Here is a 14132-nt window from a genome sequence, read left to right on the forward strand (position 1 = left end):
ATAAATAAGTTTATTGCGTTTCAATTTCCCGCAAACGAATTAAACCCTCTTGTACGGTACTGCATACCAACTGACCATTTTGCCACATACGTCCAAAGTTTAAACCGCGAGAAGCTGCGCTGACTGTTGCTTCCATATCGTAAAGCATCCATTCGTCAGCACGCAGCGGGCGATGGAAATAAATTGCATGATCAATACTTGCACACTGCAAACTTGGAGAAATATAGCTTAAACCATGCGGTCTTAAAGCGGTTGTCATTAAGGTAAAGTCTGAATAAAACGCAACAATCGCTTGATGTAGAGCAATATCATCTAATTGTTTTGGAATACGGTCATGTGTGCGGATATAGTGCGCATTATACGGCGCTTCAGGTTGAGGCTGAAACGGATTTACTGGATCAATTGGGCGGATTTCTACATGGCGCTCACGCATGAAACTAGCACGAACATTTTCAGGTACGAAGTTTAAAATACCTTCTTTGAGCTCATTTTCAGATTTAAGAGTCTCTGGTGCTGGATATTCTGGTTCTTGATGTTGATAGTTCAAGCCTTCTTCGGGGTTAGCAAAAGAAACCATCGCCGAAAAGATAACTCGTCCATGCTGAATTGCACGAACCTGACGACTTACGAAACTCTTCCCATCACGTAAACGGTCTACTTCATAAATAATTGGGGCATTAATATCGCCGCCATATAAAAAATATGCATGCAAAGAATGCGCTGGACGATCGGTTGTATAAGATGCCGCACGTAAAGCCTGACCCAAAACCTGCCCACCAAAGACACGTTTACCGACAAGATTACGACTTATGCCACGGTAAATATTTTCTTCCAACTTTTCTAAAGTAAGAAGATCTACTAGTTCTTGGGTTAACGCATTCATGAGAGATACCTTCATATTTCAGGTAAAAAATCGTATTAAAGTACAGATGTGTAGAATCTATTGTGCCATAAAAAACTATTTGAACATGGAACAATCAGTCAACTTCTGATGAAGATTGCTCATATAACAGCTAAAAATACGATTTTTAACGATAAAATATGCCAAAAGCATTATAATTTATAAGAAAGTAGCATATTGTTTTTTTTAATAAATGCCGCAAAATAATTACCCTCTGCATTTGGTGCTGGGATTTGTCTTTAAGAAGTAGGAGTTCTTATGTCCAAGAGTGGGTTTGGTCAAATGTATCGTCGGCTTTCGAGTAAACTACTTGACCTCGTGGTAACACCACATGTTCTTGGGGAAGTTCCTACTGAACCAGTATCAGAAACAACAGAAACAGAACCAAAAACTGACCGCCAAAAAGTGGTTTGTTACGTCTTACAAAACCACTCTCGAAGCAATGCTCTGGTGGTTGATGGAGAAACGCGTCGTTTAAATTTAAAGCCTGCGTTAGATCCATTAGTTGTTGGCACTCATCAGGAAAAAGCATCAGTTTTATTTTTACAGCACAATGATGAAAATAATTTACTGAATCCGCCTCCTCATGCTTTTCCACCACGCTTATTAAAACTGATTGAAGTTTTACAAGAAAATCCTGAACTCGATATAGAGCTTGTTCCAGTTACAGTTTTATGGGGCCGTTCGCCAGATAAAGAAGATTCTTGGTTTAAATTATTATTTTCAGACACATGGGCAACACCAAGCACAGTTAAGCAGCTGGTTAATATTGGTTTGCATGGTCGTCAGTCTTATTTAGAGTTTCATGAACCACAATCGCTACGTGAATTGGTTGAATATGCACAGCAGCATTATCCAAATCTTTCACCAGCAACTTATATTGTAAGTACATTAAATGATTATTTAGACCGTCAGCGTGAAGTCGTGTTAGGCCCCGACTTGTCGGATCGCCGCAATGTCATGCAATCGGTTGTTAAATCTCGTGATGTGCAAGAAGCAATCCGCCGTGAAAGTATTCGCGGAAAAGTGAGCATGCTTGAAGCTGAACGCCGTGCGATTGGCTATGTGAATGAAATCGTATCGGATTATTCACACTCAGCAGTGCGCTTTGCCGATCTTGCCTTAACACGCCTATGGACCCAGCTTTATGACGGCGTAGAAGTGCATAACTTTAGTACCGTTCGTGAACTGGCTAAAGACTATGAAGTTGTCTATACGCCTTGTCATCGCAGTCATATTGACTATTTACTATTGTCATATGTGATCTATAAGCGTGGCTTAATGGTTCCGTATATTGCTGCGGGTGACAACTTAAACTTACCTTTTGTTGGACAGCTTCTACGTGGTGGCGGTGCATTCTTCATTCGCCGCTCTTTCCGTGGAAATGGACTCTACACTACTGTATTTAAAGAATATCTATATAGTATTTTGTCACGCAACACGCCACTTGAATACTTTATTGAAGGTGGACGCTCACGTACTGGACGCTTATTACCGCCTAAAACCGGTATGCTTGCCATGACAGTTCACAGCCATTTACGTGGCCGTGCTAAACCGATCGTTTTCTTACCAACTTATATTGGTTATGAACGACTCATGGAAGGCTCAACTTACGTAGGCGAAATGCAAGGCAAGCCAAAAGAAGCCGAATCTATTTTTGGTATTGTGAAAACCTTACGAAAAATTGAACGTATTTTTGGTAAAGTCCACGTGAACTTTGGTGAACCTGTTTTCCTTGATGATCTGCTTAAGCAACATAATGCAGAAAACGTTTATATCGAGAAAAATGACGACCCAATTCCTCAAGCTGTTTCAGATGCAGTAAATAGCTCTGCACATGCAATTTTAGAAAACATTAACCGAGCTGTGGTGATTAACCCCGTCTCTTTACTTTCTATTATTTTGCTTGCAACTCCAAAGCATACGCTTGATGAAGAAATTTGTATTAAGCAACTTGAAGCTTACCGCAACTTGGCATCAAACTTCCCATATGACCAACGTATGGAAGTAACACCACTTTCTGGTAAAGAAATTATTGCGTATGGTTTAAAGCTTAAACTCATTAAACGCGTTCAGCATGCACTGGGCGATATTATTGCGATTGAAGATAACCAAGCTGTTCTTCTGACTTACTTCCGTAATAATATCTTGCACGCCTTTGTTTTACCTTCTCTAGTAGCATCACTTGTTGAACACAATGGGAAAATCAGTCGTTCAGATTTAACTAATGTCATCTATACGCTCTATCCATTCTTGAAAGCTGAGTTATTCCTTAAATGGAAGAGCAGCGAGCTTAAAGCACAAGTTGAGCAATATGCAGATGCTCTAGTTCAATCTAACCTTATTCAACAAGACGATGAAGGTAACTTGATTAGCTCTGCGCCAAATACAGAAGAGCATAATCAGCTTGTCGTTTTAGCAACACCAGTTAAGCAAAGTCTTGAGCGTTACTACATGACGCTTGCGCTCATTACTCAACGTGGTTCTGGTAATATTTCTGCTAAACAAGTTGAAGAATTAAGTCATTTACTCGGACAACGTTTATCAGTTCTATATGAATTTAATTCGCCAGAGTTCTTCGATAAAGCTTTATTCCAAAGCTTCTTAAAAGTACTTACACAACAAAATTACATTCGTACCAATGACCAAGGCCAAATTGAGTTTGATGATAATTTCCGTCAAATGGCTGCTGGCGCACAGTTGGTGCTTGATGAAGTAACCTTGCAAATGTTGCAGCACATCACCACCTTTACTGACGAAGAATTGAAAGATGCTCTTGAAGCAATGGCATCTCAACAAGCTAAACGCCGTTTAAAACGTAAAAAAGCTTAAAGTCTTTAGTCAAAATAAAAGGCAACTTCGGTTGCCTTTTATTTTATTAGCGAATTGGACATTCAAAATAACGTGGATCGTCCATACAACGTAATCGCTTCATAAGCTGAACAAAATAAGCATCATAGTAGCCTGAAAGAACATACTGATTACGTATTTTGGCAACCATTACATCATAACTTTGCTTTTCATAAAAAGAGACATCCACCCAATAATAAGCAGGTAAATGATTCTCCCATTGTGTCGCACGATTCGTCAGCAATTGGCTATTATGGACAAACCATCCTCGGATTTTTCGGCCAAAATTAGCAGGATAAGCTTGCGGTTTAATAATTAAATTGACACCGAAATATGCCAAAGGAAAATTGATGACTTGAGTATCTGATCCAAATTCTTTTTGTAAGTTATATGGCAACAACCCATACACTGGTGCAGGAACAATATCGATTTTATTTTGCTTAAACTGCGCAATCGCGTTTGATAAATCAACATAAACTGGCTGAGCACCTACACTTCGTACCAATGCTTGTTGTGGTGGATTATTAGGTAGCACCCCAATACGTTGATTTCTTAATTGAGCGACTCTAGAGAGCTTCTTATTTTTTAGAACCATGTAAGCAGTTCCAATTGGAATCATTCCTACAGCTTCATAATTCTTAGAAACCAGCCTTTTCTCAATTGTAGGGTGATTTAAAAGCTGCAAAAAGCTTTTGGCCGTACGATTATTAGGAATAAGCCCTATACCCGCGGTACTTCCCATAAACTGGTTATAACGATAAGTATTGAAATTGGATGCAGCCAAACCTGAACATTTCCCATCATCAAAAGCTTGTATGGCCTGCTGTTCTTTTTGATAGGTAACCACTTTAAATTTGACTTGATATTGCTGGGCATATAGCCGAATGTCATTTAAACGGCGAGTAATATCCCCTTGGGACCCGATAGGATCATATGCACACCACACCTGATCCTCGGCCCAACTCGCAGCAGCTGTTCCGCTCAAAATAAGAGCTAAACAAATTTTTTTCATTTTCAAACTTTTTATCTTTATCGGCAATTTGACTGCCTCATCAGGTATTTATGTTCTTATTTAAAGTTTAATCAAAATTTTATTTAGCGCTATGAACATTTAAACATAATAAATAGTCATTAAAGCAAATTGGGTGTTCTAACTGAAAACCTATTGTACATAAATGTTTTGCATAAATTCTTTTACCTGAAATTTGGTTTGATTCTAAAGTTAATTCTGGCAATCCCAATTGTTTTTGAAACCATGCGATAACTTCATGCAAAGGTAATGGTTGATTATTAGTCACGATATAGCTTGCTTGATGACTTTCATAATCAGGCATAAAAGCCAAAAATCTTGCTAAATCATCAATATGTATTCGATTGCTATAATGTATATTTGGATAACTTTGACTATTTTCAGCCATTTTCTTTAAACGGGCAATGGAAGTTCCATAAATACCTGTAGGGCGAACAATTACAGATTGAGTTGGATAGTACTTTTGCCAGAGTAGCTCCATATTACGCAATATATGGCCTTGTGCATCATTTGGATGAATTTCACTAAAATCATCAATAATCTCCCCTGCATTTTCACCATATACCCGCGTAGAAGAGACAACGATTATTTTTTTTACTGGATGTATTTTTAATGCTTCTCGAATCGGTTCAACACTATCAACATAAGTTTGCTGATAGCCCTCAACCGTACTCTCATTTGGAGAAAGTAAAATATATACAACATCTACAGGTTCAATTTTACTTAAATCGAGCGTAAAAATATCCTGAACAAGATGTGTTGCGTAACTATCCGTTTTTACACTACGGCTGATTGTGGTAATTTGATGTTCTTTCTCAAATAGTTGTTTAGCAACACGCTGAGATGTTTTACCATAACCGATAAATAATATATGCATAGAAAACTCGTTGAGGGGACATGACTTCAGTCCATCAGTTACAAGGCGTTGGATCGGCTTCAGCAGCCCTGCTCGAAAAACTAAATATTTTTACCACAGATGATTTACTGTTTCATCTGCCACGTGATTATGAAGACCGCAGTACGATTATTCCAATGAATCAACTTGTGGTTGGGCGGAGCTATTTACTCGAAGGAGAAGTCAAATCAATTGATTTCCCCCCGGGAAAAAGAAAATCTATGGCAGCCTTGGTGCAAGATGAATTCGGTAAAGTCACCTTACGCTTCTATCATATTTATAAAAACCTGACTGATAAAATAAAACCCGGTCATCGCTTACGCATTTTTGGTGAAGTCCGTGTAGGTGCTCGCGGCCTTGAGATGTATCATCCTGAAATTCAGCTCATTCATGAACATACACCTCTACCAAAAACTCAGCTTACAGCAATTTATCCAAGTACGGATGGGTTAACTCAACCTAAATTACGCGAATACGTTAAACAAGCTTTAAAGCATCATAGTGACGCCTTACCAGAGCTACTCCCGAAACAATATACCAATGGCTATGCGCTTAAAGAGGCTTTGTATTACATTCATGAGCCTCCTGTGGATGCCAACATGCTGCAATTGGCTCAAGGCTCGCACCCTGCACAGCAACGACTTATTTTTGAAGAGTTGGTTGCACACCAAATCAGTTTACTTAATCGCCGTGCTTATATTCGCCAAATTGCATCACCTGCATTTTCAAGCAGTAAAGTATTAGCTAAAAAACTATTAGAAGCTTTACCATTTCAAATGACCAATGCACAAAAACGTGTATCTAAAGAAATTTTAAATGACTTAAAACAACACCAACCTATGCTACGCCTAGTACAAGGCGACGTAGGTGCTGGAAAGACCCTTGTTGCAGCTGTAGCCGCTTGTCATGCTTTAGAAGCAGATTGGCAGGTTGCATTAATGGCTCCGACTGAAATTCTTGCAGAACAGCATTATTTAAACTTTAAACGTTGGTTTGAACCATTAGGTGTAACCGTGGCATGGTTATCTGGCAAACAAAAAGGTAAAGCCCGTGCCCAAGCAGAACAACAGATTAAAGAAGGCCACGCGGAACTTATTGTCGGTACACATGCCTTATTTCAAGATAATGTTGGCTTCGCTAAATTAGGGCTAGTGATTATTGATGAACAACATCGCTTTGGTGTAGATCAACGCTTAGCTTTACGTAATAAAGGTGCTGAGCAGTTCACCCCACATCAACTCGTAATGACAGCCACGCCTATTCCAAGAACTCTAGCAATGAGTGCTTATGGCGATTTAGACACATCCATAATTGATGAGTTACCTCCGGGCCGCACTCCAATTCAAACTGTTACAATTCCGCTTGATCGTCGTGAGGAAGTACTCCAACGTATTGCTTCGAATTGTAGAGATGGGAAACAGGCCTATTGGGTATGTACATTAGTTGAACAGTCTGAAACTTTAGATGCTCAAGCAGCAGAAGCAACTTACCAAGAGATGAAAGAGCGTTTCCCCGAACTCAATATTGGTTTGGTACATGGCAAAATGAAAGCCGATGAAAAGCAAGCCGTCATGCAAGCATTTAAAAATAATGAATTACAGCTTCTTATCGCAACAACAGTGATTGAAGTTGGAGTAGACGTTCCTAACTCTTCCATTATGGTCATTGAAAATGCCGAGCGTTTAGGGCTTTCTCAGCTACACCAATTACGTGGCCGCGTAGGTCGAGGTGCTCAAGCTAGTTTTTGCGTACTTTTATATAAAACGCCTCTCTCGCAAAATGGACAAGAGAGACTTTCTATTTTAAGAGAAAGTAATGATGGTTTTGTAATTGCGGAAAAAGATCTGGAATTACGTGGGCCGGGTGAATTACTAGGAACTAAACAAACTGGGGATATGGGATTTAGAGTGGCTCGATTAGAGCGAGATGATCACCTACTGAGTCAGGCTCACTATGTAGCACAGCAAGTTTTAAAAGATTATCCAGAACAGGCAGATGCTCTGTTAAAACGTTGGCTTCCTGAGGCGCCTCGCTACGCGTATGTTTAATTTTTTAAACTTCCAACCTCTTATTCAGTTATTTTCACCTTGCTCATTGTGCGAGTTAGGCATGCGAGAAAAATCATCGCTCTGTAAAGACTGTTGGGAACAGCTACCTTGGCTTAAACAAACGATTCAACGTAATAATCAATCTGTTCTTGTGGCCTGTAATTATGCTTATCCAATTAACCGGATCATTCAGCAGTTTAAATATGAACAAAAGTTACATTATCAGATCTTATTAGGTGAAATTTTAAAACAATTAAAATTTCCCAAGGTACAAGCGATCGTACCCATGCCTATTTCCAATCAACGTTTAATTGAGCGTGGTTTCAATCAATCTTTGCTACTTGCCAATATCTTAAGCAAACACTTAAAAATACCTGTTTGGCAACCAATTCAACGCTTAAATGAACACGCTCAAAAAGGACTTTCTCGACTAGAACGCTTTGAAAATATCGAACAACAATTTTTACCCCATCATCAAGAGAAACGACGTTATCGCCGTGTTCTTATTATTGATGACGTGATAACCACGGGAAGCTCTGTAAATGCGCTCAGTCAAGCACTTAAACAATTAGGCTGCACATCCATTCATACGGCGTGCCTAGCAGCAACGCCGAAGAGTTAAGCTATTGCAGTGTAGATAAATACTCTTCACACCAAGGAATGACAATTTCTCGGGTCAATGGTGCAAGTTGAGTTTCAGAATCATTTAAATCTATCCACTTCATTTCTGCAATTTCGGCTGCAATTTTAGGGGCCTGATCAAGCTGAACAAGATATAAATGACTCATCAAAATATGATCTGGCTCATTGGCAGCTGCTGTTTCGAAATGACCAATAAATTGCTCAATCACACAAGAGCTACCGACTTCTTCCAAAATTTCTCGCTGCATGGTGATCTCTGGTGCCTCATTAGGTTCAAGCTTGCCACCCACTTGCATAAAAGCATGTGTATTATGTTTTCTTACAAGCAACAACTGATTTTGCTCATTTAAGATCACTGCGGCAGCGACCGTAATTGTTTTCACCTATTTAACCTCGTTTATGGTTGAACATCTGCATTTGTCCATTTTGGAGCAGGAGCCTGATATTGCTCAAACTGTTGAAGAATATCTTCAATTTTGTCTGAGGCGATCAATTTATCAACGAACCGTGCTTGGCTGAATCCATTATCCACCGTGCCTTGAATCATTTTAAGTAAATCTTCATAAAAGCCCGCTACATTTAAGAAAGCACATGGCTTTTGATGAATACCTAATTGTGCCCAGGTCCATTGTTCAAAGATTTCTTCCAATGTACCAGCACCCCCAGGCAAAGCAATAAAGCCATCTGAAAGATCCGCCATCTTGGTTTTACGCTCATGCATATTTTCAACCACATATAATCTGGTTAAACCCGGATGAGCTAACTCACGATCAACTAAAGCACGAGGGATCACGCCAATGACTTGTCCACCTGCTTGTAAGGCGCTATCGGCAACTACACCCATTAGGCCTGAGCGACCACCACCATAAACTAAGGTTTTACCTTGTTTTGCAATAGCCTCGCCTGTAGCTTGGGCAATTTTTTGGAAAATTGGGTCTGAACCAAGAGATGAACCACAGAAAATACAAATTGATTTCATAGTGTAAAAAACCGTTTTATTGAACTGTCATGCTGACAAACTAAACTATCGATAGAGTTTTTTTTTGCAAAATAGCGTATTGGCAAGTGTTTTTCGGCAAATCCTTGTCTAAAATACACCCATCCATTTCCATCAGACTGCGTGAGGAAAAAAGACACATGCTTGAAGCCTTTTATGCCACAGAACGCGGAAGTCTGGAAGATGCCACCATCAATGGTGGATTTGATCTACATCCCGAATTAGTCTGGGTTGATCTTATTGCACCTTCGCAAGAAGAGCAACAATGGGTATTAGATGCCTATGACCAAAATTTACCAACACTAAAGTCGCTTGAAGACATTTCATCTTCTGCACGATTTTACCGTGATGATGACGGTATTTTGCACATCAGTACTTATTTTTTAACGAAAAATAAAAATTATCAGGTGGACGGTGACGCAGAAGACTCATCACATATTTTAGCAATGGTGCAAACGGTCGCTTTCATTTTGCATAAAGACCGCCTCTTTACGATGCGCGGAGAAAAATTAGTTGCCTTTCGCGCCTTTCGGGCACGCGCTCGTCGAAATGACTATGACATGGACTATAAAGATCCAACGTGGATTTTATTAGGCCTTCTTGAAGCAAAACTCGATGAGCTTGCGGATATCTTAGAAGATATCCACAAAGATTTAGAAAAATACTCCACAGAGGTTCTTAATAACCACCAACGTGAAAAAATTCTAGATCTCGATGACATGATTACGCGCCTAGCTCAACAAGAAGATATGCTAGGAAAAGCACAGCTTTGTCTCATTGATTTACGACGAGTACTTACTTTTTTATCGCGTCCGCGAGCATTAGGCAGTCATATCTATGATGCTGACATTCGAGAGCTCAGCGAAGATGTGCGTTCACTGGTAGAACATGATGCGTTCTTATTCCAAAAAGTACGATTCTTACTTGATACGACGTCCGGATTCATTAACACCGAACAGAATGACACGATTCGTCGATTCTCGATCTTACCAAGCATGTTAGCTCCTCCGATGCTTATCGCCAGTATTTACGGCATGAACACTGATGTATTACCTTTTGCACATGGTACGACCAGTTTCTTCGTTGTTTTACTCATTATTATGGGTTTCTTTATTGGGCCGATCATTTATTTCCGCTGGAAAAAATGGATCTAAGCTTTGTAATAAAATGCTAATTTCGAGCATAAAAAAGCACCTAAATATAGGTGCTTTTTTACATCTAAAACATCAGATCATTTGCAGGTCGTCCTGCAAATGACAGGCTTGAATGATCTTCAGCATTTTTTCAGGGACATTTTTAAAATGCAAACCAGTATTTTTGGGAGTCTCTCGTAACCATTGAACTAAAACAGCCAAGGCCAAGGTACTACCATGCTCAAGCTCAGTTAAATCCACCACAAGTGGGAAGCTTTGCTGCTTCTTTATGATAGCCAAACCTGCTTGATACTGTTGTTCCGCATTTTCAAAATCAATTTTTCCCGAAACAACCAATTGTTGGTTGAGATACTGAACCACACGTCACCTACTTATTTCTTTTTGTTTTGATTAACAGCCGCGTCTGCATCAGGTTGGAACGTAGCAATTGCTTTATTTAAATCACCGCCATTGCGTTTCACTGTTGCAGCAAACTGATTACGGAACTGTAATCCTAGATCAATACCAGAGACATTGATATTACGGATTTTCCATTGAGTGCCTTTGTCAGCTAACTGGAAAGAAACAGGAATTTTTTCACCATTGTGATTAAAGTCCAATGTCACTACAGGGTTTTTACCCGCAGTTGCCTTATAAGGACGCATGGTATAGCTTTGATTTGTATATTTAGCAAATGCGCTACCGTAATTTTCAATTAATGTATTACGGAAGTTTGTTTCAAACTGAGCACGCTGTGCAGCTGTACTATACTGATTCGTCGCATAAGTACCCATCACAATACGAGTGAACGCTTGTGAATCAACATACGGGTCTAAGTTCTGACGTACAATTGATTTTACTAAAGCAGGATTGTTCTGCAACTTAGCATGATCTGCTTTTAAACGAGCGATCAAGCCATCAGCAACACGCTTAATAAAATCAGGTGGTGCTTCTGAAGGTGCAGCAAAAGCTGTACCTGCAATCATAGTAGACAAAAGACTTGCTGTCAGGGTTTGTTTAAACAACGTATTCACCTGGAACCACTCCTTCAAATAAACTCTTACTCAACAAATGACGGCTGTGCACTGCTGTCGGTACTTGCAGGAGCTTTTTCTTCTGCTGAGGATGAACCAGCGGCAACTTTACCTGCGCCACCACCAGTAATAAATTTACTAATTAAATCTTCTAAATCCATGGTTCCTTGGGTATTTGAAATTGTATCGCCACGTTTAAGATAGTTTAAACCACCACCTGGAACGACTTTCAAATATTTCTCACCCAATAAACCATTGGTTGCAACCATTATATAAGCATCTTCATCAATACTGGTGATGGAGGACATGTTACTGATCAGTTGCTGTTCCATTGCTTTTTGTTGCTCTGGAGAAGCCTGCGTATAATCAGAACTATAACGTAGTTCATCTAAAGCATTTTTTTGAACTTCTTTTAGCTGCTCAGCATTAAAACTTGTCAATTTTCCATCTAAACCAAAGGTTACCGTAGCCAAACGCGTAACTGGATCAAGGGTAATTGAATCAACACGACCAATTGTGACACCGCTCATCGTTACTTTAGCACGAGGCTTTAAACCATTGACGTTATCAAACTGAGCCTTCATGGTATAACTATCATTTAAATTAGTACCTACAAGGCCACTAACTTTCATGGCTAAAAAGAACAAGGCAATACCGAAGATAATAACAAAGATACCTACGGCCAGCTCACTACTACGTGATTTCATTAAATCCCTCCGAACATGACCGCAGTCAACACGAAATCAAAACCTAAAACACATAATGAAGAATATACAACTGTTCTTGTCATTGCAGTTGCGATTCCTTCTGGAGTTGGATCACACGCATATCCTTGATATACCGCAATCCATGTACATAACAAAGCAAACACAATACTTTTGATAATGCCATTTACGACATCATGCCCAAATTGCACATTGTTTTGCATTCCGCTCCAGAATGAGCCTTCATCGACGCCAAGAAAATCGACACCTACCATTTTACCGCCCACAATACCAATCGCAGCAAAAATGACAGTTAGCATCGGTAAACTGACCACTCCCGCCCAAAGACGCGGTGATACGATTTGTTTTAATGGGTCAACCCCGATCATTTCCATGCTGGCAAGTTGCTCACTTTGCTTCATTGAACCAATTTCTGCTGTTAATGCAGAACCTGCTCGGCCAGCAAATAATAAGGCAGCAACCACAGGTGCCAATTCACGCAGCAATGTTAAAGACACCATTGTGCCTAGCATTGATTCACTGCCGACGTTCACTAAAATTGAGTATCCTTGTAAACCCAGTACCAAACCAATGAATAGGCCCGACACAGTGATAATTAACAAAGACATCACCCCTACCCGATGCATTTGGTAAATAAATCGTCCAAAACCACCAGATGAAGGAAAAGAAAAAACAATTTGTAAGAGCATTAGTGCCGCAACACCAATCCCTCGAATCCGCTCAATAACGAGTCTACCTAACCAGGCAATCGTATTCATGGACGAACCTCGTTATCTAAATAGGCTTGATGACTAAATTGGTATTCAACTGGTCCTTCTGCCGAACCTGTTAAGAATTGGCGCACAAATGGAGAAGCATATGCCTGTAATTCTTCTGGTGTTCCTTCCCCCTGAATTTTTCCTTCTGCTACAACATAAATGTAGTCAGCAATAGAAAGGGTTTCGGGAACGTCATGCGAAACAATAATTGTGGTTAAATCTAAAGCTTCTCGCAATGAACGGATTAAACGTGTCAAAACACCTTTTACAATAGGGTCTTGCCCTGCAAACGGTTCATCGTACATGATTAAATCGGGGTCAAGCGCGATCGCACGTGCCAAAGCGACACGACGGTTCATACCGCCTGAGAGTTCTGTAGGCATTAATTGCTCAGAACCACGCAAGCCTACGGATTCAAGTTTTAATGCAACCAGTTCAGCAATTAGATTTTCAGGAAGCTTGGTATGTGCTCGAATTGGAAATGCTACATTTTCATAGACAGACATATCCGTAAATAAAGCACCGCTCTGAAATAACATTCCCATACGTGCACGGGCTGAAAAAAGTTCCTGACGAGACATTTTTGCAATATCTTTACCGTCGAGCAAAACTTCGCCCTGATCAGGAACTAACTGTCCACCGATCAGACGTAATAATGTTGTTTTACCTGTACCAGAAGGTCCCATAATAGCCGTAATCTGGCCACGACGTATATTTAAACTAATATTGTCATAAATGACGCGTTCCCCTCGATTAAAACTCAAATTTTTCACTTCAATAAGTGGTTGAGTCGAGAGAGGAGTTTTATTATTCATAATGGCAATCGTTCCTGCACTTTTATGCACGCATACTATAACACTGAAAATTGGCAAACTTGTTGTTATTTTGACAAAAGCAAAACTGACTTAATTGGTAGAAATAGAAGAGGTATGTTCGTAAAAAGAGGTTAATTCAGAAATTTGAAACTGCTCAATAGAACTTCCAGTTATAAAAGCATAGGCAAAATAAACCCCATTACACAAAACAAGTGCAATAAAAAGATAAGGCAAGCCGTGCTGAACTAATAAGTTCTTCAACTGTGCCATTATTGTTTGTTTTCGCTTACTTTTACTCATTATT

15 protein-coding genes are annotated in these 14132 nt (G+C 39.7%); 4 read left to right on the forward strand and 11 right to left on the reverse strand.

From position 1 onward, the window contains the following. Nucleotides 1-10: 10 nt before the first annotated feature. A complete protein-coding gene (locus tag KTI79_RS12400) occupies nt 11-883 on the reverse strand; it encodes an acyl-CoA thioesterase (protein ID WP_002116924.1) in 873 nt (290 codons plus the stop codon). 276 nt (nt 884-1159) lie between these two features. Between KTI79_RS12400 and plsB the strand changes: the two genes are divergently transcribed. After that, nucleotides 1160-3733: a glycerol-3-phosphate 1-O-acyltransferase PlsB gene (gene plsB, locus KTI79_RS12405; protein WP_086265770.1), complete on the forward strand. Its 2574-nt coding sequence runs from the start codon at nt 1160-1162 to the stop codon at nt 3731-3733. A 46-nt stretch (nt 3734-3779) separates the two neighbouring features. Here plsB and KTI79_RS12410 read toward each other — a convergent pair whose 3' ends face one another. Further along, nucleotides 3780-4763: a putative solute-binding protein gene (locus KTI79_RS12410; protein ID WP_086265769.1), complete on the reverse strand. Its 984-nt coding sequence runs from the start codon at nt 4761-4763 to the stop codon at nt 3780-3782. A gap of 79 nt (nt 4764-4842) precedes the next feature. After that, on the reverse strand, nt 4843-5658 hold the full coding sequence (locus tag KTI79_RS12415) for an NAD-dependent epimerase/dehydratase family protein (protein WP_086376071.1): 816 nt from the start codon (nt 5656-5658) through the stop codon (nt 4843-4845). 20 nt (nt 5659-5678) lie between these two features. Between KTI79_RS12415 and recG the strand changes: the two genes are divergently transcribed. Both recG and KTI79_RS12425 read left to right on the forward strand, forming a co-directional pair. Further along, nucleotides 5679-7724, forward strand: coding sequence for an ATP-dependent DNA helicase RecG (gene recG, locus KTI79_RS12420; RefSeq protein ID WP_046811835.1), 2046 nt, complete (start codon nt 5679-5681; stop codon nt 7722-7724). Continuing rightward, nucleotides 7717-8346: a ComF family protein gene (locus tag KTI79_RS12425; RefSeq protein WP_086265767.1), complete on the forward strand. Its 630-nt coding sequence runs from the start codon at nt 7717-7719 to the stop codon at nt 8344-8346. Before recG ends, KTI79_RS12425 begins: the two co-directional genes overlap by 8 nt. A 1-nt stretch (nt 8347) precedes the next feature. Here KTI79_RS12425 and KTI79_RS12430 read toward each other — a convergent pair whose 3' ends face one another. After that, nucleotides 8348-8749, reverse strand: coding sequence for an NUDIX hydrolase (locus KTI79_RS12430; RefSeq protein ID WP_068563866.1), 402 nt, complete (start codon nt 8747-8749; stop codon nt 8348-8350). Nucleotides 8750-8763: 14 nt separating this feature from the next. Further along, on the reverse strand, nt 8764-9345 hold the full coding sequence (locus tag KTI79_RS12435) for a TIGR00730 family Rossman fold protein (RefSeq protein WP_068563868.1): 582 nt from the start codon (nt 9343-9345) through the stop codon (nt 8764-8766). Nucleotides 9346-9503: 158 nt separating this feature from the next. Between KTI79_RS12435 and KTI79_RS12440 the strand changes: the two genes are divergently transcribed. After that, nucleotides 9504-10517, forward strand: coding sequence for a magnesium and cobalt transport protein CorA (locus tag KTI79_RS12440; RefSeq protein WP_068563869.1), 1014 nt, complete (start codon nt 9504-9506; stop codon nt 10515-10517). A 72-nt stretch (nt 10518-10589) separates the two neighbouring features. On the opposite strand, the gene KTI79_RS12445 is transcribed toward KTI79_RS12440, so the two are convergent. The 6 genes from KTI79_RS12445 to KTI79_RS12470 all read right to left on the reverse strand — a co-directional run bounded on the left by KTI79_RS12445 (nt 10590) and on the right by KTI79_RS12470 (nt 14128). Further along, nucleotides 10590-10877, reverse strand: a complete 288-nt coding sequence (locus tag KTI79_RS12445; RefSeq protein ID WP_005078357.1) for a lipid asymmetry maintenance protein MlaB — start codon at nt 10875-10877, stop codon at nt 10590-10592. A gap of 11 nt (nt 10878-10888) precedes the next feature. Continuing rightward, nucleotides 10889-11530: a phospholipid-binding protein MlaC gene (locus KTI79_RS12450; RefSeq protein WP_002116826.1), complete on the reverse strand. Its 642-nt coding sequence runs from the start codon at nt 11528-11530 to the stop codon at nt 10889-10891. 26 nt (nt 11531-11556) lie between these two features. After that, nucleotides 11557-12237, reverse strand: coding sequence for an outer membrane lipid asymmetry maintenance protein MlaD (locus tag KTI79_RS12455; RefSeq protein WP_005067241.1), 681 nt, complete (start codon nt 12235-12237; stop codon nt 11557-11559). Then, complete coding sequence (mlaE, locus tag KTI79_RS12460) at nt 12237-13013, reverse strand: lipid asymmetry maintenance ABC transporter permease subunit MlaE (RefSeq protein ID WP_002117010.1); 777 nt, start codon at nt 13011-13013, stop codon at nt 12237-12239. Before mlaE ends, KTI79_RS12455 begins: the two co-directional genes overlap by 1 nt. Beyond that, nucleotides 13010-13828 (reverse strand): ABC transporter ATP-binding protein, encoded by an 819-nt coding sequence (locus tag KTI79_RS12465; RefSeq protein WP_002116999.1) that lies wholly within the window; start codon nt 13826-13828, stop codon nt 13010-13012. The genes mlaE and KTI79_RS12465 overlap by 4 nt, the downstream gene beginning before the upstream one ends. A 90-nt stretch (nt 13829-13918) precedes the next feature. Then, nucleotides 13919-14128 (reverse strand): hypothetical protein, encoded by a 210-nt coding sequence (locus KTI79_RS12470; RefSeq protein ID WP_086265766.1) that lies wholly within the window; start codon nt 14126-14128, stop codon nt 13919-13921. Nucleotides 14129-14132: the final 4 nt, after the last annotated feature.

It is taken from the genome of Acinetobacter sp. WU_MDCI_Abxd143 (assembly GCF_025514195.1).
In the GTDB taxonomy this organism is placed as follows: Bacteria; Pseudomonadota; Gammaproteobacteria; order Pseudomonadales; family Moraxellaceae; genus Acinetobacter; species Acinetobacter pittii_H.

What these genes read in the sequence shown, in the direction of transcription:
- KTI79_RS12415 (WP_086376071.1), bottom strand. Translation starts at nt 5,658, where the DNA reads ATGCATATATTATTTATCGGTTATGGTAAAACATCTCAGCGTGTTGCT.
- KTI79_RS12425 (WP_086265767.1), top strand. Translation starts at nt 7,717, where the DNA reads ATGTTTAATTTTTTAAACTTCCAACCTCTTATTCAGTTATTTTCACCT.
- KTI79_RS12435 (WP_068563868.1), bottom strand. Translation starts at nt 9,345, where the DNA reads ATGAAATCAATTTGTATTTTCTGTGGTTCATCTCTTGGTTCAGACCCA.
- plsB (WP_086265770.1), top strand. Translation starts at nt 1,160, where the DNA reads ATGTCCAAGAGTGGGTTTGGTCAAATGTATCGTCGGCTTTCGAGTAAA.
- KTI79_RS12410 (WP_086265769.1), bottom strand. Translation starts at nt 4,763, where the DNA reads ATGAAAAAAATTTGTTTAGCTCTTATTTTGAGCGGAACAGCTGCTGCG.
- KTI79_RS12440 (WP_068563869.1), top strand. Translation starts at nt 9,504, where the DNA reads ATGCTTGAAGCCTTTTATGCCACAGAACGCGGAAGTCTGGAAGATGCC.
- KTI79_RS12470 (WP_086265766.1), bottom strand. Translation starts at nt 14,128, where the DNA reads ATGAGTAAAAGTAAGCGAAAACAAACAATAATGGCACAGTTGAAGAAC.
- KTI79_RS12400 (WP_002116924.1), bottom strand. Translation starts at nt 883, where the DNA reads ATGAATGCGTTAACCCAAGAACTAGTAGATCTTCTTACTTTAGAAAAG.
- mlaE (WP_002117010.1), bottom strand. Translation starts at nt 13,013, where the DNA reads ATGAATACGATTGCCTGGTTAGGTAGACTCGTTATTGAGCGGATTCGA.
- recG (WP_046811835.1), top strand. Translation starts at nt 5,679, where the DNA reads ATGACTTCAGTCCATCAGTTACAAGGCGTTGGATCGGCTTCAGCAGCC.
- KTI79_RS12465 (WP_002116999.1), bottom strand. Translation starts at nt 13,828, where the DNA reads ATGAATAATAAAACTCCTCTCTCGACTCAACCACTTATTGAAGTGAAA.
- KTI79_RS12455 (WP_005067241.1), bottom strand. Translation starts at nt 12,237, where the DNA reads ATGAAATCACGTAGTAGTGAGCTGGCCGTAGGTATCTTTGTTATTATC.